Here is a 22,845-nt window from a genome sequence, read left to right on the forward strand (position 1 = left end):
ATGTATCGCTAGAATTTGGAAAGAAGCGCTTCCTTTCTACTACGGCTTACGCTCAACGATTTTTTATCGTCCATAATTACATACCCACCATCGCCGCGAATATATTTTTCGATTTTCTTAAAATTAATTAAATGCGAATGATGTATGCGCAAAAAGCTTTGCACTGGAAGCATGGCTTCAATTTCTTTGAGGGTTTTACTCACGAGCAATTGTTTTCCCCCATCTAAATAAATAAACGTGTAGTTACTGTTTGAAATACAATATAAAATTTCATTTACCCTAACAAAATGTAATCCTTCTTGAGTAGGTACTGCAATACGTTCTTTAACTGGTTCTTTTGCATTAAGAGCTCCATACAGAATATTCATCTGTTCTGGAAGAATTTTTGGTTGCTTCTTTTTACGGACTTTAGCAATTGACGAAATAAGTAAATCTTTGTGAATTGGCTTCAAAAGGTAATCAATTGCACTAGCATGAAATGCTTTTATGGCAAACTCGTCATACGCCGTTGCAAAAATAACTTCAAACTGAATATTTTGTACTTGAGCTAAAAAGTCGAAACCATTCATTTCAGGCATTTCAATGTCGAGAAATACTAAATCTATGGCATTCGATTCAAGATAAACAATCGCCTCTTTTGGCGAACTAAATGCAGCTACAACACGTACCTCCTTGGTGTATTTATTAATTTGCCATGTAAGAGTATCTATACAGTGCTGTTCATCGTCAATAATTATTGCTTGAATCTCCATTATATGGCAATTTTAATGATCACTTTAGTACCTAATGCTAGTCCAGTTTCCGAAGTTAAATCGAATATTTCTACTTGGCTACGTTCTTTGTACTTTTCATTGACATGCTCTAGGCGTTCTTCGGTAATATTCATTCCAAACGATTTTTGTTTCGTTTTACTGCGGCTTTTTATTGCTGCGGCTTTACGACCAATTCCGTTGTCTTCAATGCTACAAACTAGCATATTATTGTGCTGTTTAATGTCTATAAAAAGCTTTCCAACACCTTTGTCTTTGTGCATTAAACCGTGCCAAATACTGTTTTCTACATATGGCTGAATGAGAAGTGGGGGTATTTCGAGATAATCTACTTCCACAGATTCTTCTATAGTAATAGTGTGTTCAAATTTATGATTACATCGCAACGCTTCCAATTCAATGTACAATTCTAAGGCCTCAAGTTCATTGGCGAGCGTAACTTTAGGTAACTTTGAATTGCTTAAAACTTTTCTAATAAGCATGCTAAACTTAGACAAGTACTCTGAAGCTTGTTCCTGTTCGTTTTTAATGATAAAACTATTAATTGAATTTAAACAATTAAACAGAAAATGCGGATTCATTTGCGCGCGAAGGGCCTGTAGCTCTGTTTCTGAAAGTTTCTTTTCATAACTTTTCTCTAGTGCTTCTTTAACCAATTTGTCTGTTTTCACTTTGTTTTTATGACGCGACCAAAGGAGAATGATTACTAAAATGGCTAATACAGCACCCGCCAAAAATGCTAATTGAAGCTGTCTACTTTTCTTTAAGTCTATGGCACTCACTTTTTTCTCTGCGTTAAGGAGTTCTATTTCCTTATTTTTCTTTTCGGTTTCATAGGTAAGGGCGAGCTTTTCAACTTCACTTCTACTTTTAATGTTGTAGATAGAGTCCATAACCACACTACGTTCCTTAAAAAAATCTAACGCTTTTTTATAATCGCCCTTCTTCAAATAAATGTTATACATTAAATCAAGGTTGTACTTCGCCAAGTATAAGTCCTTATTTTTCTTACTCATTTCTATAGACCGTGTCATATATTCTTCAGCCTTGGCAATTTTGTTTTGGGCAAATAAAATTTCGGCATACGTACTATAAGCATACATCGCTTCGGTTTCTATTGCTAAAGAATCTGCAAGATGAATCGCCTTTTGAATGGTAGTTTCAGCCTCACCTAACCTTTTCATTAAATAAAGGGTATATGCCTTATTATTATACGAAGGAATAATACTTACAAAGCTCTTCGCTTTTTCTTTAAGTTGAATTGCTTTATTTAAATACACCAAAGATTCTGCATATTTACCCTCTGCATCGTAACAGTTGCTGAGATTGGTATAGAAAGTTCCTAAATGTTGATCGTATTCATTATTGCGTTCTTTAATGGCAATAGCTCTCGAGTAATACTCTTTAGCATTATCAAACTCAGACAAATACAAATACACTCGTCCAATACCATTACAAATTGTTGCAATTTGAGCGTCATATTGTAAAGTCTCTGCATATCTAAGTGCCTTAAAATGATGGGCTAGCGCCATTTTCGCATTAGAATCGTCATCGTATAATGCTCCTAGAATATTGTAAATTTTCGACTTGTAGCGCACCGAGTCTTTATGCACATTGGCAAGTTGTAATGCTTTATTTGCTTCGGAAATTCCAGATGATAACGTACCATCAATTCTATGAAAAATACTTCTGTTAAGATGATAACGAATCCAGAATTTGGGTTTACTAGTGGTGCTTAAATTAGCGTGAATGGTATCTAAAGTAGCACTTGCCATTTCTAAATTGCTTTCTAAGTATGCCTCAGCTAGTAATAATCGAAGTTCTAACGCCTCGTTAGAAGAGATTTCGGCATTTAAAACATTTTGAAGACTATCAATATTAACTTGTGCAATTACGGAATCATGTTTAGCATGTAGTATCACTACAAGCATACATATCAAAAGAAGCTTATTTCTTGCGATATGAAAAAATGAATCTTGTCTTATCAATGTTATAATGATGGGCCTATTTTAATACAATATCCGATTTTTTTCGAATAAAAATTATACAAAAGAGTGAAGAGCTAATTCTATGAGTGGTTAACGTAGTTCAATGAGTACGTACCTAACTATAAACATGTGATTACAATACGCAATATGCTTCGATACAATCAAGTTTGCTAAAAAGGTAACAAAGTCGTAACATTACATTTCTATTAAACTACAACCAATGCAAGAAAACGACAACCTCTCTGAAATTGATATCGAGAAACAACATATTATAGATAATAAAGAGCTTTCTATTTGGGAGGCACTTATACCTGTTGTAATTCTCATGGGTCTACTTGCCTATAACATCTTCTTTGTAGAAGGCCAAGAATGGTTGGGCGGTTATACCAATCAACTAATACTCCTTATGGGAGGTGTAGTAGGTGCGGTTGTTGGCCTCTTTAACAAAGTCTCTCTAGGCGTCATGTTACTAGAGGTGTGGGAGAATCTAAAAAGTGTATTTGTACCTATCGTGATTCTATTTTTAGTTGGTGCATTGGCCGGCACATGGCTTATAAGTGGTGTTATACCTGCAATGGTTTATTACGGACTACAAGTTCTAAGTCCAGAAATTTTCTTGCCTGCATCGCTAATTATTTCTGCTATTATTTCAGTCGCTACAGGGAGCTCGTGGACGACCTCTGCTACGGTAGGTATTGCCCTTGTAGGAATTGGAACAGCCTTAGGCATAAATCCTGGAATGATAGCAGGAGCTGTTATTTCTGGAGCTTATTTCGGAGATAAAATGTCTCCCTTAAGTGATACCACAAACTTAGCCCCAGCAATGGCGGGAACAGATTTGTTTACACACATAAAATATATGGCATGGACAACAGTGCCAACGGTTATTGTTACCTTAATCGTCTTTTCAATTATAAGCGCGACTGTAGATGTGACGGGAGATGCCGACATTAGCGGATTATTAACGACTATTGATGCAACTTTCAATATTACGCCTTGGCTTTTTATCGTCCCAGCTATAGTTATTGCATTAATTTTCTTTAAAACAAAGCCGCTTATCGCATTAACAGCAGGGATTGTAACTGCAGCAGTTGTTGCTGTAATATTCCAGTCTGAAGTGCTCGCAGGTCTAAGTGATTCTAGTATGGGAGCCATAGTACAATCTATACTTACAGATACCGCAATTGTTACCGAAAATGAAAAACTAAACGACCTATTTTCTGCAGGAGGTATGGAAGGAATGTTATGGACTATTTACCTTATCATCTGTGCCATGGTTTTTGGAGGAATTATGGATGGAATTGGCGCATTGTCTAGAATTACAAAATCATTATTGGCTTTGGCAAGCAGTATCTTCGGACTCTTTGCAAGCACCGTAATTAGCTGTTTAGGTCTTAACGTAGTTGCGAGTGATCAATACCTTGCCATTGTAGTACCAGGAAAAATGTTTAAAAAAGCATATGAAAACAGAGGACTTGCACCTCAGAACTTATCTAGAACGCTTGAGGACAGTGGTACTGTAACTTCGGTACTAATCCCTTGGAATACATGTGGGGCCTACCAGAGTGGCGTTTTAGGCGTTAGTGTGGCCGATTATTTTGTCTATGCTATCTTCAATTGGCTAAGTCCGTTTATGACTTTACTATTTGCAGCTTTCAGAATAAAAATAAAGATGTTACGTCAGCCTAAGACTGCATAATTATAAAAAGCCTTAATTTTTTAATGCTTCGGAAATTCCCTTTTCTGAAGCATTTTTTTTAACTGAAATTTATAAAAATCAGGCTTCAACTTTCTTTCTTTTTGACTTACGATTCTGTACCTTTGCACCCTCTAAAATCAAGGCAACAATTTTAGCCGATTTCAGAAGAAAAAACAATATAAAATATACACATATGGCCATTGTAGGTAAAAAATTTCCAAATATTGCAGTAGACGCAACAAACAAGTCAGGAGTTACACACAAAGTGAACATTCTTGAGAAAGCAAAAGAAGAAAACAAAAAGGTTCTTTTGTTTTGGTACCCTAAAGACTTTACGTTTGTTTGTCCAACAGAATTACACGCATTTCAAGACGCAATGGATGCTTTTGAGCAGAGAAATACCATTGTAATTGGAGCTTCTTGCGACACTCCTGAAGTACATTTTGCATGGTTAAACACCCCTAAAAATCACGGCGGAATTGAAGGTGTATCTTATACGCTTTTGGCAGATAGCAACCGTAACCTATCAAACCAATTGGGCATTTTAGATGTTACTAATGAGCGCTATGATGAAGAAACAGGAGTAGTTTTAGTAGACGGTGATAATGTTACATATCGCGCTACATACCTCATCGATGAAGAAGGAACAGTTTTTCATGAAGGTATTAACCACATGCCACTTGGTAGAAACGTGTCAGAATTTCTAAGATTAATAGACGCATACACCCATGTGCAACAAAATGGTGAAGTATGTCCTGCAAATTGGCAGGAAGGAGCAACGGCTATGAGCGCAAATCGCGAAGGTGTTGCAGCATATCTTTCAGAGCATTTAAACTAATTCATGCCAAGAAATTAGTTTATTTATTTAAGTAAGTTAGGTTAAACTTGACCCGCTTTCTGTTTAGAAAGCGGGTTTTTTTATGGTTTGCATTTCTAACAATATCACCCAAATGGGTAAGGAATTACAGCACTATTTTTAATAGCTTCCTTCGGAAACTTAACAAGATTCACAAAATGTAATCTATTGATTTTCAGTATTTATTTGTAATTTTAAAATACTAACCAATTTATTTATGAAGAAGCCTATAATCTTTATACTTCTTTTGCTCTTTATTTTCGAAATTTATGCCCAAAACCAAATTCAATTTCAGCATTATGGAGTGGATGATGGATTGAGCCAAATTGCTGTATACGACCTAGAAATTGATAAAACGGGGCATGTTTGGGTTGCTACGCACAAAGGAGTAAACAGATTTAACGGCTCCAAATTTGACGTTTTTCAAACACCCATAGACACCTTAAAAAACGGACTCGTATTTAATGAAGTGTTCCACACCATTGAAGACACAGATGGAATGATATGGTTAGGCACAAGAAAAGGACTTTCTAAATACAATCCCAGAACCCAATTATTTACTAATTTCTCTAAAGTTGGTACTTGCGACCAATGCCTTATTCGAGACCATATTGCATTTTTAAAAGAACATGGCCCGTACATTTATATTGGCACCAGCGGAGGTCTATCTCGTATAAACAAAGAAACTCATAACATTACTTCTTGGCCGTATGTGGAAGGAAAAAAAGATGGTCCAAGGAAGACTGCTATACGAGAGATAGAGGTTTTAGATGATGGTAGATTAGTATTAGTCTCGAACGTGGGAATTTCAATTTTTAACCCCGAAAATGACACATTTAAACATTTAGACTCAACAAATGGATTACCAGAAGACAAGCTTCAATCTATTTTTAGAGATAGTAAAAATAGGTATTGGATAGGATGTGAAACCCTAGGATTAGTATTATTAACTGGTACTTGGGACAACCCTAGCTTTAAGCATTATCCGCCGCAACCAAATAAAGGCCCATCCCACGGATTTATCTACGAAATTTCTGAAGATAAAAATGGCTTGCTATGGATGGCTACTTTTCATGGCATTACTTTACTGCAACCAGAGACAGAAACCTTTACATATTTATATCACAATCCTAATAATGATAACTCCCTAAGTTCTAATCAAGTGTTTAGCATAGCCCGAGACGCTAATGATAGAATGTGGGTGGCGACCATCTCTGGTCTGGATGTTTACGACCCCTATCTCAATCAGTTTGGTGTCTTACGTTATGAAAAAGACAACCCTAGAAGTCTAGCAAGCGATAAGACTTTTTCTATCTATGAAGATTCTAAAGGGTTTTTGTGGATTGGCAACTACGAAAATGGAGTCACAGTAATTAGCCCAGATAATTCTGTAGAAGCATATATTCATATCTCTAATGGTGAGGGAGAACAAAAGCTTTCAGGGGCTCAAATTATTGGAATTGAAGAAGATGATCATGGCAGGATTTGGCTGGCAACTTTTAATGGCGTCAATATTATAGATTGGGCAGATAGAACAAAGAAAACATATACAATTTCTCAATTCGATTTAAGCACGGTTACGCACAACGCACATTTAAGTCAGTATACTTACTTTATAAAAAAGGGCAAAAACGGCAGTATGTATGTTGGCACACATGGCGCTGGTCTTATTAAAGTAAATAGAGATGGCTCTCTTAAACAATTTAGCTTTAAGGACAAGCCTACCGGCATTCTTGAAAATGTAATAATTTCTATGGAAATAGATGAAAAGGATAGGATATGGCTTGGGACATCTATTTTAGGTTTTGGAATGATAGAAGATGAAAACACCCAAGATTACTTTACCCGTTTACCAGGGAATGCAATTATGGGCTCGTATGGTATTCACAAAATTCTATGTGTAGATGAAAGGGAACTTATCATGACCACAGGTGCAGGAGTTTTTCAATTTTCCGATAAAGAGGCCCTCTTTACATCATCTACCCCGCAAGTAAAAAGATTTACTGAAGAAGATGGTTTAAGTGACAATGTAGTATATGAAATGGTTAAAGTAAACCAAAACCAGTATTGGCTAAGTACTGGAAACGGCTTAACCAAATGGAACAAAGCAACAAATGAATTAAAACCATATATTAAAACCCTAGCAAATAAAAACCTAGATTTTAATCAAGCAGCTGCAGTTAAAACTAAAGATGGTAAGCTGTATTTCGGAAACACTTCTGGGGTAATTCATTTTAATCCAAATAAAATTTTTGAAAATACTGCAGCACCTAAGGTTTACTATTCAAATTTGAGGGTTCTAAATGAAATAGTACCAATAAAAGGCAAAACGAAAGATACTTTTACAATTCCTGAAGCACTTAGATATCTTCAAAAAATCACGCTAAAACCTCAAGATAAGATATTTTCAATTCAAGTTACAACCGTAAATCATACGTTGCCAAAACAAACCTCCTTCGCCTATAAACTCGATGGTTTTGAAGAAAATTGGACCTACACTACAAACCCCATCATTACCCGCACAAATTTAGACCCAGGCACCTATACACTCTTAGCTAAAGCTTCAAACAATGATGGAGTATGGAGCGCTCCTATTTCGTTACAAATTGAAATATTACCACCTTGGCACCGCACGTGGTGGGCATACATTCTTTTCGCGTTAGCAGCTATTGGATTTGTCTACTTTTTACTGAAACTTAGACTGCAACAAGAGCGACGCGTAGAATTAGCACGTGCCCAAGAACGAGATATTTTCAGAAAACGAAGCTCACGCGATTTCCATGATGAGGCGGGTACAAAAATCACACGAATTTCATTGATTACCGAACTAGCCCGTATGGAAAACATTGATAATAAAGCATTACAAGACCATTTGCATCAAATTGAAGAAAACGTACAAGACCTCAATAGCGGTATGCGTGATTTTATTTGGACCTTAGATCCTTCAAAAGATAATGCCTATGACACCCTTACCAGATATACCGAATTTGCAGGCAAGTTCTGTGAATATGCAAACATTCAATTTAAAAGTGAGCCCATTTCCGAAGACCTAAAAACAAAGGAGCTTAATATGGCAGAACGTCGGCATTTGCTAATGATTTTAAAAGAGGCTACCAACAATTGTGTAAAGCATGGCAACCCTACTACCCTACATTTTAGCATTCAGCATAAACCTGGTAAGCTTATCGTGATACTTAAAGACAATGGTAACGGGTTTGATACCAATCAAGAAAGTAATGGTAACGGACTTAAAAATATGCGTGAGAGAGCTGAAGCTTTGGGTGGTGCTCTAAAAATAAATTCTAAAACCAATGGCGGAACCGCGTTAACACTCACTTTAGAAACTACCCGTCTGGGTAACTGACAGTTAGGAGATAAAACGTATCTTGCTTTAACTTAATGAACAAGCTATCTAACATAAAAATTTCTATTGTTGAAGACGATGCGCTCATCTTAAAGTCGTTGCAACAAGTTCTTAATAATGCCGAAGGGTTTCATGTAACCGGAACTTTTTTTTCTGCGGAAGCTGCGCTGGAAATTCTAAAAAATCACTGCCCTGATGTTTTACTTCTAGACATTGACCTTCCTGGTATATCTGGTATAGAGGCAATTCCGAAGTTAAAAAAAATACAACCAGAACTCAATATTGTGATGCTAACCGTTCATGAAGAATCAGATCTAGTTTTCTCTGCTTTACGAAATGGCGCCGTTGGCTACTTAGTAAAAGGAAGCTCTTCTAAGTTTCTTCTTCAAGGTATTCGCGATGTATTTGATGGCGGCGCTCCTATGAGTCCGTCAATTGCACGCCAAGTAATAGCTTCATTTACTCCACAAACAGAACACCATTTAAGCAGCAGAGAATTAGAGGTATTAGAAAAGCTAAGTAATGGCACGAATAATCGCCAGATAGCCGAAGATTTATATGTGTCAACCAATACCATTAAAGCCCATATAAAGAACATCTACAAAAAGCTACATGTAAATTCTAGAGCCGAGGCCGTAAGCAAAGCAATAAAAAAAGGCTGGATATAGATACCATACCAATTCTAAAATGTTAAGAACAAAGCTTCTAAAACACATCAAAAACTTAATTGACGGTTTTTTAAATAGATAGCTAAACCAATAAAATTTTATACCATGAAACTTACCATGTTTATTTCAATTGCTCTAGTGTCAACTATTGCTTACTGCCAATCATTTACAGGCAGTTTCGACTTTGTAGTGGCGCAAGAAAACCAGAACGGAAACGTACGCACTGATACGGTCTCCTATTTTTTCTCAAAAAACCAGACTGCCATTATCATACATGCAAAAAAGAATGAAGATTTACGCTTACTTTTCAATCCAACAGATAGTACCATAACGGGATTGTACGAATTAAACGGAACAAAAGGAGGTTACATTCTGCCTATGAACAAAAAGTACTGGCCCGGAATGCACCATGCATTACTAAATGACTCTCTGGATACAATTCAACAAAAAGAAAGTTTTGGCGATACAAAAAGAATAAATGAATACGATTGCCACGAAATTTCATGCAACAATGCAAACTATGAAGGTACATTCTGGACCACAGATAAAATTGCAATAAACCTTATACAGATACTTGCCTACCAATCTGTTGGAGCGGGAGAAGACACAGATTTTATAGACATGCTTAGTGATTGCGGCGTTAGTGAATTTGCTATGGAGGCTTCATTTAATGATAAAAAAAGAGAATCACAGATCACCGCAAGAATTATTAATCTTTCAGACACTATTAATACAGCTGCCTTTAGTGTAGAAGGGCATCTTCTTAGCGATATGCGTAAAGAAAAATAGCCCCCATTCGCTTCAATGTAAATAAAAAGGAGCATTCAAAGTAATCTTTGAACACTCCTTTAATTACAATATTATCTTAGTGATTAAATAGACTTACTCATACTTGCAGTTAGTAGCTTGCACGCCATCAAGTCCTGGCATTTGCTGGTCTGTTAATTGAGGGATACTTGCTTGAGGGTAGCCTTTTAAACGCAACCCTTTCACTAGTACATTTCCTCCACTTTCAACTTTAATTGCGTTTTCTCGTACACTTACTTCAATGCTAGCTGACGTAAGGTTTACCCCGCCTGGGTTTACCATAAACAATTGTGGACTATACACGTAAGCATTAGAAATATCCATTAGGTTACCTCCTTGCTGATGCTTTAACTGTCTTCCATTAACTAACAACGCAGGAACCGAAGTATCCATTGGATTGCTATAATTGGCAGCATTAAATACCGGCTTTTGATCTGGATGTAGCGTCCCATTTGTAGTCATATACAAATTCTGCGTTTGACTCTGCCAATTAGGGTTCACCGTAATAGGTTCAGAACCTATAAAAATCGCTTGATGTAGATTCTCTGCTTCAATTTGTAAAGGAGGTAGATTTCCACCATTCCCACTTATCGAAGCCTCTTGTCTGTAGGTCCCGTCTTTAACAATAATTTTCACAGGCTTACCTTGCAATCGCTTTCCTTGTGCTACCGTTAGTGCCTTTTGAATGGTTGCAAACGGATTCGCTCTTGTACCAGAATTAGTGTCACTGCCGTTGGGAGCCATATAAATAACTTCCCCTGTTTCATTTCCTGAGTTGTTTTCATCTCCTGTCCCGGATCCAGAACCTCCCCCAGTTCCCATTCCTATAGCATTTAATATAGGGTCATCAGGGTCAATTACATCTGCTTCTCCACAAAAACATAACTCATCAATAAACACTTCGCTACCGTCGGTACTAGGATATTTTTGAGCTAATTCTATAGCACTCATACCATATGGCGGTGTAACTGGAAAACCACTACCAACCATTTGCATTTGGATTAATGCTTTTACCGGAGTTCGGTCTGGAAGTAAACGTAATGGGATTCTAAAGGCGGTCCAATCGCTTGTGCTTTTTGTAATTACAGAGGCCGTTTCACCTGGCATTACACCACCTGCCGACATATCATTTTCTATAGCCAGGTAAGGAAATATCCATAATTTATCGCCCTCCTTTAAATTAGCTTTGTAATATCCACATAAGGCGCCCGGAGCTTTTTCTAACGGAAAGAACATGTTTTTTCTCATAAACACTTCATTTTCTGACAAGGTGGCGTCTTCACAATTACCCTGACACGTAAAGAGAGAACCACTAAAAGAACTCTTCCGAAGTTGTTCTTTTACAGATGCAGGAAGCTTTGCAAACTCCTCTGGCTTTTCACTTTTTAGCATCTCTAAAACCGATGCGTTTTTAATGCGTACCCCAAAGCCAAATTTTCCTGGAGTTCTAAATACATTACGCATATCGAACCCAACTGTGGGAGTTCCGTATTTATCGCCCATATTGGTGGTAAGCCAATTAACGGGGTCGTCATTTCCAGACCAATTTTGAAAATTTCCATTCGGTATAGGAATACAATCATCTTGACCGTATAAACCGAAAGAAACTATAATTGCGAGTAAAAAAAATGTTTTTTTCATGAAGTTCTGTTTTAGTTGAAATTCTACATGTGGAAGCATTGTCTGCATTTGTTGAATCTATGCCTATGCCCGAGGAGAGTTAGCCAAGAAAAGAATGTACAGAACTGCACTGCTTTCGTGTAGTTTTCGTGTTCAATTTGTTGAATTTATATTGGATCGTTTTTATACGAATCAAAACTAAATTTTATGTAACTAACTGTCAATTACCCACTTGGGTAGTTTTAATATTAGCACAATTTAAAAGTCAGGAAATTTCCGAAGAAAAATAGCTAAGCTCTTTTTATGAAACCTTTATTATGAAGATCTCTTCCGAATGCCTATTTTTATAACTTAATTTACATTTATACCATCATGGCTAACATTACATTAGGAGGAACCCCAATAAAAACTTCTGGAAATCTTCCTGCAGTACAAAGTATCCTCTCAGATTTTGAACTCACAGCAACAGATTTATCTACAAAAACCCTTAGTGATTACAAGGGTTACCGTAAGTTACTAAACATTTTTCCTAGTGTAGACACAGGCGTTTGTGCTGCCTCGTCTAGAAAATTCAACGAAGAAGCAGCTTCGCTAGAAAATACCAAAGTGCTTTGTATTTCTAGAGACCTACCATTTGCTCAAGCTAGATTTTGTGCAGCAGATGGCTTAGAACATGTTGAAATGTTAAGCGACTTTAAAACAGGTTCCTTCGGAAAACAGAATGGTCTAGATATTACTACTGGAGCTTTTGAAGGCCTACATTCTAGAGTGGTATTGGTTTTAGATGAGAATAATACTATTCTTTATAGTGAACAGGTGCCAGAAATTGGACAAGCACCCAACTACGAAAACGCATTAAATGCATTAAAATAATGTGGAACACTTTTCTAGGCAAACGTCTTAAAGGCTTTAAATACGCAGCGAAAGGTGCCTATATGCTGGTGCGTCATGAAGCGAGTATACAGGTACAGTTTGTTATTTCATTAATTATGATTGGTGCTGGCTTTTACTTTGAAATTTCCGCAACAGAGTGGATGTTTCAGATGTTGGCTATTGGGTTAGTTCTTAGCGTTGAAGGCTTAAATACCGCTGCCGAAGAAATTGCAAATTTTGTTCACCCAGACTTCCATAATAAGATTGGTTATATTAAAGACGTTGCCGCGGGTGCTGTATTCTTTGCCGCTGGCATTGCCATAGTGGTAGGTTGTATTATTTATATTCCGAAGTTTTAATATGAAATGGATTTTACTTACCATATGCGCCCTTTCGCTTACTAGCTGTTCTTACCTTACTGAGTTTTATATTTACAATACTTCGGAAGGTGAAATTCATATAACCTATACCACAAAACGAGTAACTAATCAGTATCCTTTTATTACAAACCCTGTTGTAAAAGATTTTCGAAGTTTTACACGCGTAAAAGATCCTACCCAACCAAAAACAATTGCACTTTCTGCAGACTCTTTAACCATAAAGGTCACCTTACTTCCTAAACAGGCATTATATATTGGTGCAGAAAGTAATTTTAACTTAAACAGTGCGTCTGATCGACATGATCTTGTTCAGAATTTAGAGTCACTACATATAGTAACTTCAACAGACAGCATCACATTAACCCCCGATGTCATTCTACCTTATTTTGAAGAGTTCGATTACGAACATGTTGGAATCATATTTCCGCTTAAAAAGGAGCAATAAGAGCCTTCAAAAACCCTATTTTCACACATCTTTCTGAAACTACCCAAACGGGTAATTGACACGCTAACACATTGGTTGTAAGTTTGTTTCCAATAAATTTATTGTTGTAAATTTAAATTTAGCCACTAACTAATATATTATCGTATCATGAAAAAATTACTTCTGATTCTTTGTCTGGTTTTTCTCGCTAATCTAGCGTTTGGACAAAACAAGCAAAATCCTGAAACACCCTCGCCTATCATCTTTATTTATGATGCTAGTGGTTCTATGTGGGGACAAATGGAGGGCAAAACCAAAATGGAAATCGCTTCGACAGTACTTTCTACTTCTATAAACGACTTTGCTGAAAATCAGCAAATTGGTTTAATTGCTTATGGCCATAGAAAAAAGGGGGATTGTCGCGATGTGGAAACATTATTGCCAATGTCTAACACTTCTAAAAGTAAAGTAGCAACCGCTGTTAAAAATATTAAACCATTAGGAAAAACACCACTAGCCTATACGGCAGAAACGGTAATTGGGCAGCTTAGAACTTCAAAACAAAAAGCGACCATTGTTTTAATAACAGATGGTATTGAGTCTTGCGATGGTGACATCTGTAAGGTAGTTTCCGCAGCAAAAAAAGAAGGAATCGATTTTAAACTACATATTGTAGGTTTCGGACTAAAGAAAGGCGAAACAGAACAACTTAAATGTGCCGCAAAGGCAGGCGATGGTAACTATTACGACGCTGCAGATGCTAGCGGACTAGGAGATGCAATGACTTTAGTAGCGTCAGAAACTGTAGACAAGCCCGATGGAAATCACGGAGTGTATGCCACTATGAATGGAGAAGCTATTGATGCATATGTTAAGGCATATAAAGCAGGAACCGATAATGAAGCAGGCTACAAGCGAACTTATAGAGACACTGCCTTCGTCTTTCTCCCTCAAGAAACATACGATTTGGTGGTTAGACCTTTAGAAAACTCTAAAGTAAAGCCAATTACAATAAAAAATGTACAAACGTCTGATGACAAACTCACTTACACTATTGTAAGCTTTGATGGCGGAACACTTGCAGTCACCACGACAAATAATGGTGAAGGCTGGGATAGTACATTAAAAATAAAGGATGCAGATGGTAAGGTTGTAAACGGGGCTAGAACATATGGAAAAACTAAAGAAATTGAATTAAATGCTGGCACCTATAGCATCGATATTCAGGCATTAGTAATGAAAGGGCTTAACACCACAACTACCATAAAAGATCAGGTAATTGTTGGAGGGCAAACAACAAATGTGTCTTTTGACTTTGAAACCGGGCAAGCGAGTATTGCGGGAACTTACAATGGTGAGCAATATGATGTTGGTGTAAAGATTAAAGATGCGGCAACGGGCGAGATTGTTTATGGAGGTAGAACCTACAAGAAATTTAGAGATGTTATTCTAAATCCTGGTACATATAATGTTACATTAGTAGAGGTGGGCGTATACAATTCTTCTGCAAAAAGCGCTCAATTTACTATGGAAGTTAAAAAAGGAGAAACGGTAACTGTCTCAAAGGAAATTAAATAATGTGGAAACAATTAATTAAACGTGTAGGTATCACAAGCTTTGTGTTGTGCTTTGGAATACAAGTTATGCTAGCACAACAAAGTACATTAGGTGAAGGCTTTTTTACACCAAACACTAAAGATGTAGCAGTGCTTTACCTGTATGATACCCCTAATAGTAAAGCAGGATCCCAAGAACGGGCGATAGACAGCATAACTTTTACTAAGAGACACGGCAATTATGTAGATGGAATTGGGTATGCCCCAAAGGGTTTTGAACCTTTTAATGAAAAATTAGACTACGGAATCTTTATTATGAGAGTGAAGCGTTTAGGAGTTGATTATACTGAAATTGTAATTAACGAAAGTACGGGTACCACCGCATATGTGCACACCTACAGCGGAAATTTTATGAGTTGGGGACAGTTTATGTTGAATTGTCACTCTGTAGAATTTATAGATAAAAACCAAAAAGTATATGACCACCCAATGGTTAAATCGGCTGGGCGTATTATTACTCCTGCCTATTTTAAACCTCGCTACGTCATGGGCGATTGGATGGAAGTAGAAATTTTAGCAGACGACTACAATACAGTAAAAGGAAAATGCTGGATACGATGGAAAAAAGATGGAAAACTGCTTATAAACTACAATCTATTCGCTTGATGAAATGTACGTCTAGAGGAAACAAATAATACAATGCCTAATTCCTGAAAATCATGAAAAATTTCTTTAAGCCCGCTCGACTCGCATTTTACGTTTTAATGCTCTTCGTATTTTTTTTAATAGGTCTCTTTTTTGCTGGTTATATTGAAGCAGGCAAAAATCAGGGTCTGGCTGGAGGCGCCATAGTCTTAGGGTATGGAGTTATGTTTGGTGGTATTGCTTTTGTTGCATCGTTTTTTATTGCTCATTTCCTAGAAATCTCTAAAATTAAGGTTATTAATTGGGTGCTCCTGGCAGTGCTCTTGGGTACTTGTGGGTATACATATTTTGAGTATAAAGATAAAAATGCGCGTCAAGAAGAGCGTAATAAGCCGTTTCAAAATAAAAACACCTCTCCTACTGAAGAGACAATACCTGTTTCGGCCAACTTACTTATGAAACTTGATACTCCATTAAGCAAACATGAACTTGGTTTAGGTTTTTATAAGCACAATTTTTACAAAGAACCTACCCTCTATTTTTATGGAAACATAACGCATGGCAAAAGTGTAAATGAGCACACCCCTCAAGACAGTCTTGCCTTAGGACGGGATACATTTGGTGATTTTACACTACTTTCTGCCCCGCCTTGGCTCTTACCCGAATCTATGAATCAGCAATTTGGCATTGCTTATCTAAAAGTAATTGCAGTAGGTCGTGAGTTTGTTGTTGTTGAAGGCAATTCACAAAATGGGCAGAAAGTGCGCATCAAAAAACAAGGAGGCGAACTACTTTATTGGCCAGATTTTCTACTCTCAACAAATAGTATTGATTTTCTAAATGCACAAGCACAAGTCCCAAAAATTAAGCCCTTTCACGAAGCAAGTGATGTTAACACTGCTTTTGAGCATATGGCAATACTAGAAATACAAGGAGAATGGGCTTTGGTTGAACTTAAGGACAAAGGGCTTCGCCAAGTAGACAAAGGTTATATACAATGGAAAAAAGGAGATAAACTCCTTATAAATTACATCCTGCCTAATATAGAATCATAAGCCATTAGCAGGGCAAATCGTTACAAAAGCATTTATAAAATTTTATTCGGTTTGTGCCGTTTGATATTTGTATTTTTGTGAATAGCGAACCCAACCTAGATGGCGAAGAAGAAAACTTCAAAAACAAAAAAGACTAAAACTCCGCGTAAAAAGATGACATTTACGCTTTCTAAACAACACAAGATTGTGCTAGGAAGCTTTTTAGCGCTAATGGGAGTGGCATTGCTTATTTCGTTTGCTTCTTACTTTTTTACGTGGCAGACCGATCAAAGCCAGGTAGGGATTTTAGCGCGAGAGACTGAAACAGCAAACTGGCTAAATAAGTTTGGAAGTAATGTAGGGCATTTCTTTGTGTACCGCGGCTTCGGAATTGCATCATTTATTTTTGCCTTTTTAATTACGCTCACAGGGGTGTATCTCTTTTTAGATTACGCAAAAAAACAACTGCTCAATTTTTGGTTTTGGGGGCTTTTAGTTATGATTTGGATTTCAGCGTTCTTCGGATTTTTTACTGAAACTTCCTCTCTATTAAGTGGTGTTATTGGGTATGAGTTAAACGACTTATCACAAGACTATCTCGGGCTTATTGGAACCATATTAATTATGGCGTTCTTAGCAATTGTGTATTTGGTACTTCGGTTAAAGCTTACACCCGAAATGGCGATTGCGGCTTTCAGAAAAACAAAAAACGATATAAAAGAAGATTTTTCTACTTCAGAAAATATCAATCAGACAGATTACGAGAAAGAGGTTGTTGAAACGCTAGATGTAAAAACAACTCAAGTTTCCGAAGAAAAAACATCGAGCATTGAAATTGTAACCCCTCCCACCGAAACTATTGAAGAGCCGGTGCTTAAAACCGTTGTTCAAAAAGAAATAGCCTCGGAAGTAGATGTTGCTATGGAAGTAGAGACCACGGCAGAAGAAGAAACCGTAGAGGAAAACCTCAGCAAAAAGCTGGTTGAAGATTTCGGACAGTTTGATCCTACGCTGGAGTTGAGCAACTTTAAGTTTCCTACCATAGAGCTTTTAAAAGATTATACTGCTGGAAAAGGGATTACCATAAACCAAGAAGAGTTAGAAGAAAATAAAAACCGTATTGTAGAAACCCTTCTAAATTATAAGATTGGCATTTCTAATATTAAGGCAACGGTTGGTCCTACAGTAACACTGTATGAAATTGTTCCAGAAGCGGGAATTAGAATTTCTAAGATTAAAAATTTGGAAGATGATATTGCCTTATCGCTTTCGGCACTAGGCATTAGAATTATTGCTCCTATCCCTGGTCGTGGTACTATTGGTATTGAGGTTCCTAATAAGAATCCGCGTATTGTTAGCATGCGTTCTGCAATTGCATCGCCAAAATTTCAGAATGCTGAAATGGAACTACCTCTCACCCTTGGTAAAACTATTAGCAACGAGACTTTTGTTGTAGATCTCGCTAAAATGCCGCACCTTTTAATGGCTGGAGCCACCGGACAAGGTAAATCTGTTGGACTAAATGCAATTCTCACATCGCTGCTTTACAAAAAGCATCCTGCAGAAGTAAAATTTGTGTTGGTAGACCCTAAAAAGGTGGAACTTACCCTGTTCAATAAAATTGAACGACACTACCTAGCAAAACTTCCAGATACTGAAGAAGCTATTATTACAGACACCAACAAAGTAATTAACACGCTTAATTCGCTTTGTATTGAAATGGACGATCGCTACAACCTCCTTAAAGATGCGATGTGCCGAAATATTAAAGAATACAACACCAAATTTAAAAACCGAAAGTTAAATCCGAACGACGGACACAAATTTCTGCCTTACATTGTTTTAGTAATAGATGAGTTTGCAGATTTAATCATGACGGCAGGTAAAGAAGTAGAAACGCCTATCGCCAGGTTGGCACAATTGGCGCGTGCCATTGGTATTCATTTAATTGTAGCCACACAAAGACCTTCTGTAAATGTAATTACCGGTATAATTAAAGCTAATTTCCCTGCGAGGATTGCCTTTAGAGTAACTAGCAAGATAGATTCTAGAACAATTTTAGATTCTGGTGGTGCCGATCAATTAATAGGGCGTGGAGATATGTTGTATACCCAAGGTAATGATTTAACCCGTATACAATGTGCTTTTGTAGACACCCCAGAAGTGGCAGATATCACAGACTATATTGGCAGTCAGAAAGCGTATGCAAGTGCTCATTTGCTTCCAGAATACGTAGGAGAAGAAGGTGGCACAACAATTGATAATAACATTGAAGAACGTGATAAATTGTTTCGTGATGCTGCCGAAGTTTTGGTCATTGCACAGCAAGGATCGGCTTCGTTATTACAGCGAAAGTTGAAGCTTGGTTACAATAGAGCAGGACGAATTATAGACCAGTTGGAAGCAGCTGGGATTGTAGGCCCATTTGAAGGAAGTAAAGCAAGACAAGTACTCGTTCCAACAATAGATGCATTAAACCAACATTTAGAAAACGAACATGAAGATCTTTAAAATGAAAAACTTAGTATTAATAGCATTTACGCTATTTGCCTTTTCTTTTGCGAATGCGCAAGACGCGAAGGGATTGTTGAAAGAAGTTTCGGCGAAAGCCAAAAGTTACGACAATATTGCAATCGATTTTAAGTACAATTTAAGTAACGCTAAAGAAGGAATTAACCAAGATACTCGAGGTGATGTTACTATTGTGGGTGATAAATATGTATTGCACATGTTAGGCACAACAACTATGTTTGATGGAGCAAAAATATATACTGTAGTTCCGGAAGACGAAGAGGTAACGATTTCAAATTACAACCCTGCAGAAGACAAACAGATTACACCAAGTAAAATGTTGACCTTCTACGAAAAAGGATATACCTATAAAATGGATGTAGTACAAAATGTAAAGGGACGTAAAATTCAGTTTGTAAAATTAATTCCAATAGACTCTAAAGCAGAGATTAAGGATATTTTATTAGGAGTAGATGCGCAAACAAAGCATATCTACAAATTGATACAGACAGATGCCAACGGTACTAAATACACGCTAACGGTAAATTCTTTTAAAACCAATCAGCCTGTAAGTAAAGGGATGTTTACCTTTGATGAAGCCAAGTATAAAAAAGACGGCTATTACATCAATAAATTAGACTAAGCTTCTGGTGAAAATACTAGACCGGTACATATTGGTAACATATTTGAAGACGTTTGCGAGCGTCTTCATTATTTTAATGTTCATTTTTGTACTACAAAGTATTTGGCTATACATTTCTGAATTAGCAGGAAAAGATTTGGATGTTTGGATTGTTCTGAAATTTCTTTGGTTCTTCTCTCCTAAGCTTATTCCCATGGTGTTACCACTTACCATTTTGGTCACCTCATTGATGGTTTTTGGTAGTTTTGCCGAAAAATACGAGTTCGCTGCAATGAAGTCTACAGGTATCTCTTTACAGCGGGCCATGCGTAGTCTTATTTTTTTTATCGTCGGACTTGCAGCACTAGCTTTCTTCTTTTCAAACAACGTTATTCCCTATTCTGAATATAAATGGCAAAACCTAAGGCGTAACATCGCACAGTTAAGTCCGTCGATGGTGATAAGCGAAGGACAATTTAGTCAAATTGGAGACGATTTCAATATTAAGGTAGACCGAAAACATGGAGATCGCGATCAATATTTAGAGGGTGTAACCATTCACAAGAAAAATCCTAAGAGGCCAAATGGAAATTACATTGTCATGAAGGCAGACCAAGGAGAATTAATAGGTGAAGAAGATAGCAACACCCTAACGCTGCTGTTAGAACGTGTTAATTATTATGAAGACGTACAAGTAAAAGATATTAAGGAGCGGCAACGTTTACCATTTGCTAAAAGCTATTTAGACGAATATGCCATTAACTTAGATCTTACAAAGTTTAATAGCGTAGATGTAGATCAAGAAAATGACCTTAACAGTCATAATATGTACCAAGTTCATGAATTGGTTGATGTAATAGACACGCTTTCTAATGCCTATTCTGAAGACATTGTGGTTTTTTCTGACCAGATGTACTTTCGTACTGGATTGACAAAGTTTAACGATGAAAAAGTAGCAGACAGCGTAGCGGTAGAAAACCCGAAAGAAATACTAGACATTGTGCATCCAAACCGAAAGTTAGAGATTATTGGGCAAGCCCTAAATAATGTTAAACAGACCCAACAATCTATTAGTGCAAAGAAGAATGAGTTTCAGATTAAAACCAAACGTCTTAATAAGCACGAAATAGCCTTGCATGATAAATTTGCATTGGCTATTGCCTGCATCATTTTATTCTTTGTAGGTGCTCCCTTAGGTGCTATTATTCGCAAAGGAGGAATGGGACTTCCAATGGTAATCGCAATCTTATTATTCTTAACGTATCATTTCATCGGTATTTTTGCAAAGAACAGCGCAGAAGATGGTACGATGCACCCGTTTTATGCCACGTGGATTAGTACTGCCATAATGTTTCCGTTAAGTATATGGCTTACGTATCGAGCCACAACAGACCAAGGTGTTTTTGATTTCGATGCTTTCTTTCAACGTATTGCGAAGCTCTTCGGAAAAAAGGATACAGATGCAGCCATTGTAAATGGAGAACAAGCTATTTTACTCACACAGCAAGAGAAAGCGTTAGTGTTGTCTAGAAATGACAAGCAACTTATTGAAATCGTGAAAAACGCGAATACTCAGGAAAATTCTCAAGAAGTCATTAAAGCCGCTAAAGAGCAACTTAAGATGAAAGGTTACGATTTAGAAAATCTATAGTTTAATAGGTAACTTTACTAAAAACAAAAACGCTCCTGCTCCCAATTTCTTATCTTTGTAGTCTAATTTTGGAACATGATTACTACAGAAAACAATACCCAAATTCAACTAAATACCATTGAAGAAGCCATTGAAGACATTAAGCAAGGCAAGGTAATTATTGTAGTAGATGATGAAAATCGTGAAAATGAAGGTGACTTTTTGGCTGCCGCCGAATTAGTAACACCTGAGACTATAAACTTTATGGCCACCCATGGTCGCGGACTCATTTGCGCCCCCATTACCGAAACACACTGTAAAGAATTACAGTTAGAGATGATGACCGGCAACAATACAGACCCTATGGAAACTGCCTTCACCATTTCTGTAGATCTTAAAGGACATGGAGTAACCACTGGGATTTCTGCTTCAGATCGCGCAAAAACGGTAAAGGCACTTATAGATCCTAATACCCAACCACACGATTTAAGTAAACCTGGGCATATTTTTCCACTAAAGGCGAAAGATGGCGGTGTTTTAAGAAGAACTGGACATACAGAGGCAGCTATTGATTTTGCAAGATTAGCTGGGCTAAAACCTGCAGGAGTTATTGTAGAGATCATGAATGAGGATGGTACTATGGCACGATTACCACACTTGGTTAATGTTGCCAAACGATTCAATTTAAAGTTGGTATCTATTGAAGACTTAGTGGCTTACCGCATGGAACATGACTCATTGATTGAGAAAAAGGAAGATTTCGAAATGAACACCAAGTTTGGAAGTTTCCGTTTACGTGCCTACAAACAAACCACCAATGATCAGGTACACATTGCATTAACAAAAGGTTCATGGAAAGCAGATGATCCAGTAATGGTTCGTGTAAATTCTACCTTGGTAAATAATGATATTTTAGGGACACTTACCAACAATGCAGATAAAAAGCTAGATGATATGTTTCGCGCAATTTCAACAGAAGGAAAAGGCGCCATTGTATTTATTAATCAGCAGAGTCAGTCGTTTAACTTGCTTAATCGACTAAAAACGTTACGAGAAACTCAGAAAGAAAACGAAATTGTTAAAGCACCAAATATTGTGATGGACAGCAAAGATTTTGGAATAGGTGCGCAAATATTGCATGATTTAGGTATTCATAAAATTAAATTACTTTCTAACAGTGAGCAAACAAAACGTGTTGGGATGATTGGCTATGGGTTGGAGATTACCGAGTATGTCGAATATTAATTCAATATTGAGCTTATATTCTTTTTTTTGTAAAATCTGAGTCCGGTCTACTATAGGGTTCAGACAAAAAAGTGTTAACGATGCCATTAAAATAAGCAGGGTTTTCATTTGGCGCAAAGTGAGTTTGGCCAGGCATAATACATCTTTGCGCAG

18 protein-coding genes are annotated in these 22,845 nt (G+C 37.1%); 15 read left to right on the forward strand and 3 right to left on the reverse strand.

Annotation, left to right across the window (positions count from 1 at the left end):
* Positions 1-8: 8 nt before the first annotated feature.
* Complete coding sequence (locus G5B37_RS04600; protein ID WP_164678893.1) at positions 9-752, reverse strand: LytR/AlgR family response regulator transcription factor; 744 nt, start codon at positions 750-752, stop codon at positions 9-11.
* A complete protein-coding gene (locus G5B37_RS04605; protein ID WP_164678894.1) occupies positions 752-2,701 on the reverse strand; it encodes a tetratricopeptide repeat-containing sensor histidine kinase in 1,950 nt (649 codons plus the stop codon). Before G5B37_RS04605 ends, G5B37_RS04600 begins: the two co-directional genes overlap by 1 nt.
* A gap of 277 nt (positions 2,702-2,978) precedes the next feature.
* Here G5B37_RS04605 and nhaC point away from each other — a divergent pair, with 277 nt between their 5' ends.
* From nhaC to G5B37_RS04630, 5 genes are all read left to right on the forward strand, one after another.
* A complete protein-coding gene (nhaC, locus tag G5B37_RS04610) occupies positions 2,979-4,457 on the forward strand; it encodes a Na+/H+ antiporter NhaC (RefSeq protein WP_164678895.1) in 1,479 nt (492 codons plus the stop codon).
* A 193-nt stretch (positions 4,458-4,650) separates the two neighbouring features.
* A complete protein-coding gene (locus G5B37_RS04615; protein WP_164678896.1) occupies positions 4,651-5,295 on the forward strand; it encodes a peroxiredoxin in 645 nt (214 codons plus the stop codon).
* 235 nt (positions 5,296-5,530) lie between these two features.
* Positions 5,531-8,677 carry a sensor histidine kinase gene (locus tag G5B37_RS04620; protein ID WP_164678897.1) on the forward strand — a complete coding sequence of 1,049 codons (3,147 nt, stop codon included), beginning with the start codon at positions 5,531-5,533 and terminating at the stop codon, positions 8,675-8,677.
* 35 nt (positions 8,678-8,712) lie between these two features.
* Complete coding sequence (locus G5B37_RS04625) at positions 8,713-9,345, forward strand: response regulator transcription factor (RefSeq protein WP_164678898.1); 633 nt, start codon at positions 8,713-8,715, stop codon at positions 9,343-9,345.
* 105 nt (positions 9,346-9,450) lie between these two features.
* Positions 9,451-10,134 (forward strand): hypothetical protein, encoded by a 684-nt coding sequence (locus tag G5B37_RS04630; RefSeq protein ID WP_164678899.1) that lies wholly within the window; start codon positions 9,451-9,453, stop codon positions 10,132-10,134.
* 93 nt (positions 10,135-10,227) lie between these two features.
* Here G5B37_RS04630 and G5B37_RS04635 read toward each other — a convergent pair whose 3' ends face one another.
* Positions 10,228-11,793: a DUF1565 domain-containing protein gene (locus G5B37_RS04635; RefSeq protein WP_164678900.1), complete on the reverse strand. Its 1,566-nt coding sequence runs from the start codon at positions 11,791-11,793 to the stop codon at positions 10,228-10,230.
* Between the two features lie 351 nt (positions 11,794-12,144).
* Between G5B37_RS04635 and tpx the strand changes: the two genes are divergently transcribed.
* From tpx to ribB, 10 genes are all read left to right on the forward strand, one after another.
* On the forward strand, positions 12,145-12,645 hold the full coding sequence (tpx, locus tag G5B37_RS04640; protein WP_164678901.1) for a thiol peroxidase: 501 nt from the start codon (positions 12,145-12,147) through the stop codon (positions 12,643-12,645).
* Positions 12,645-13,004, forward strand: coding sequence for a diacylglycerol kinase (locus G5B37_RS04645; protein ID WP_164678902.1), 360 nt, complete (start codon positions 12,645-12,647; stop codon positions 13,002-13,004). Before tpx ends, G5B37_RS04645 begins: the two co-directional genes overlap by 1 nt.
* 1 nt (position 13,005) lies before the next feature.
* On the forward strand, positions 13,006-13,470 hold the full coding sequence (locus tag G5B37_RS04650; protein WP_164678903.1) for a hypothetical protein: 465 nt from the start codon (positions 13,006-13,008) through the stop codon (positions 13,468-13,470).
* Between the two features lie 147 nt (positions 13,471-13,617).
* Positions 13,618-15,027 (forward strand): vWA domain-containing protein, encoded by a 1,410-nt coding sequence (locus G5B37_RS04655; RefSeq protein ID WP_164678904.1) that lies wholly within the window; start codon positions 13,618-13,620, stop codon positions 15,025-15,027.
* Positions 15,027-15,671, forward strand: coding sequence for a hypothetical protein (locus G5B37_RS04660; protein ID WP_164678905.1), 645 nt, complete (start codon positions 15,027-15,029; stop codon positions 15,669-15,671). Before G5B37_RS04655 ends, G5B37_RS04660 begins: the two co-directional genes overlap by 1 nt.
* Positions 15,672-15,724: 53 nt before the next feature.
* Positions 15,725-16,705 (forward strand): hypothetical protein, encoded by a 981-nt coding sequence (locus G5B37_RS04665; RefSeq protein WP_164678906.1) that lies wholly within the window; start codon positions 15,725-15,727, stop codon positions 16,703-16,705.
* Positions 16,706-16,804: 99 nt separating this feature from the next.
* Positions 16,805-19,195: an FtsK/SpoIIIE family DNA translocase gene (locus G5B37_RS04670; protein ID WP_164678907.1), complete on the forward strand. Its 2,391-nt coding sequence runs from the start codon at positions 16,805-16,807 to the stop codon at positions 19,193-19,195.
* A gap of 1 nt (position 19,196) precedes the next feature.
* Positions 19,197-19,838, forward strand: coding sequence for a LolA family protein (locus G5B37_RS04675; RefSeq protein WP_164678908.1), 642 nt, complete (start codon positions 19,197-19,199; stop codon positions 19,836-19,838).
* Positions 19,839-19,914: 76 nt separating this feature from the next.
* The gene (locus tag G5B37_RS04680; protein ID WP_263649844.1) at positions 19,915-21,468 is read left to right on the forward strand and encodes an LptF/LptG family permease; all 1,554 of its coding nucleotides are present in this window, start codon (positions 19,915-19,917) and stop codon (positions 21,466-21,468) included.
* A gap of 75 nt (positions 21,469-21,543) precedes the next feature.
* Positions 21,544-22,692 carry a 3,4-dihydroxy-2-butanone-4-phosphate synthase gene (ribB, locus tag G5B37_RS04685; protein WP_164678910.1) on the forward strand — a complete coding sequence of 383 codons (1,149 nt, stop codon included), beginning with the start codon at positions 21,544-21,546 and terminating at the stop codon, positions 22,690-22,692.
* Positions 22,693-22,845: the final 153 nt, after the last annotated feature.

Origin of the sequence: Rasiella rasia (assembly GCF_011044175.1) — a bacterium.
In the GTDB taxonomy this organism is placed as follows: Bacteria; Bacteroidota; Bacteroidia; order Flavobacteriales; family Flavobacteriaceae; genus Marinirhabdus; species Marinirhabdus rasia.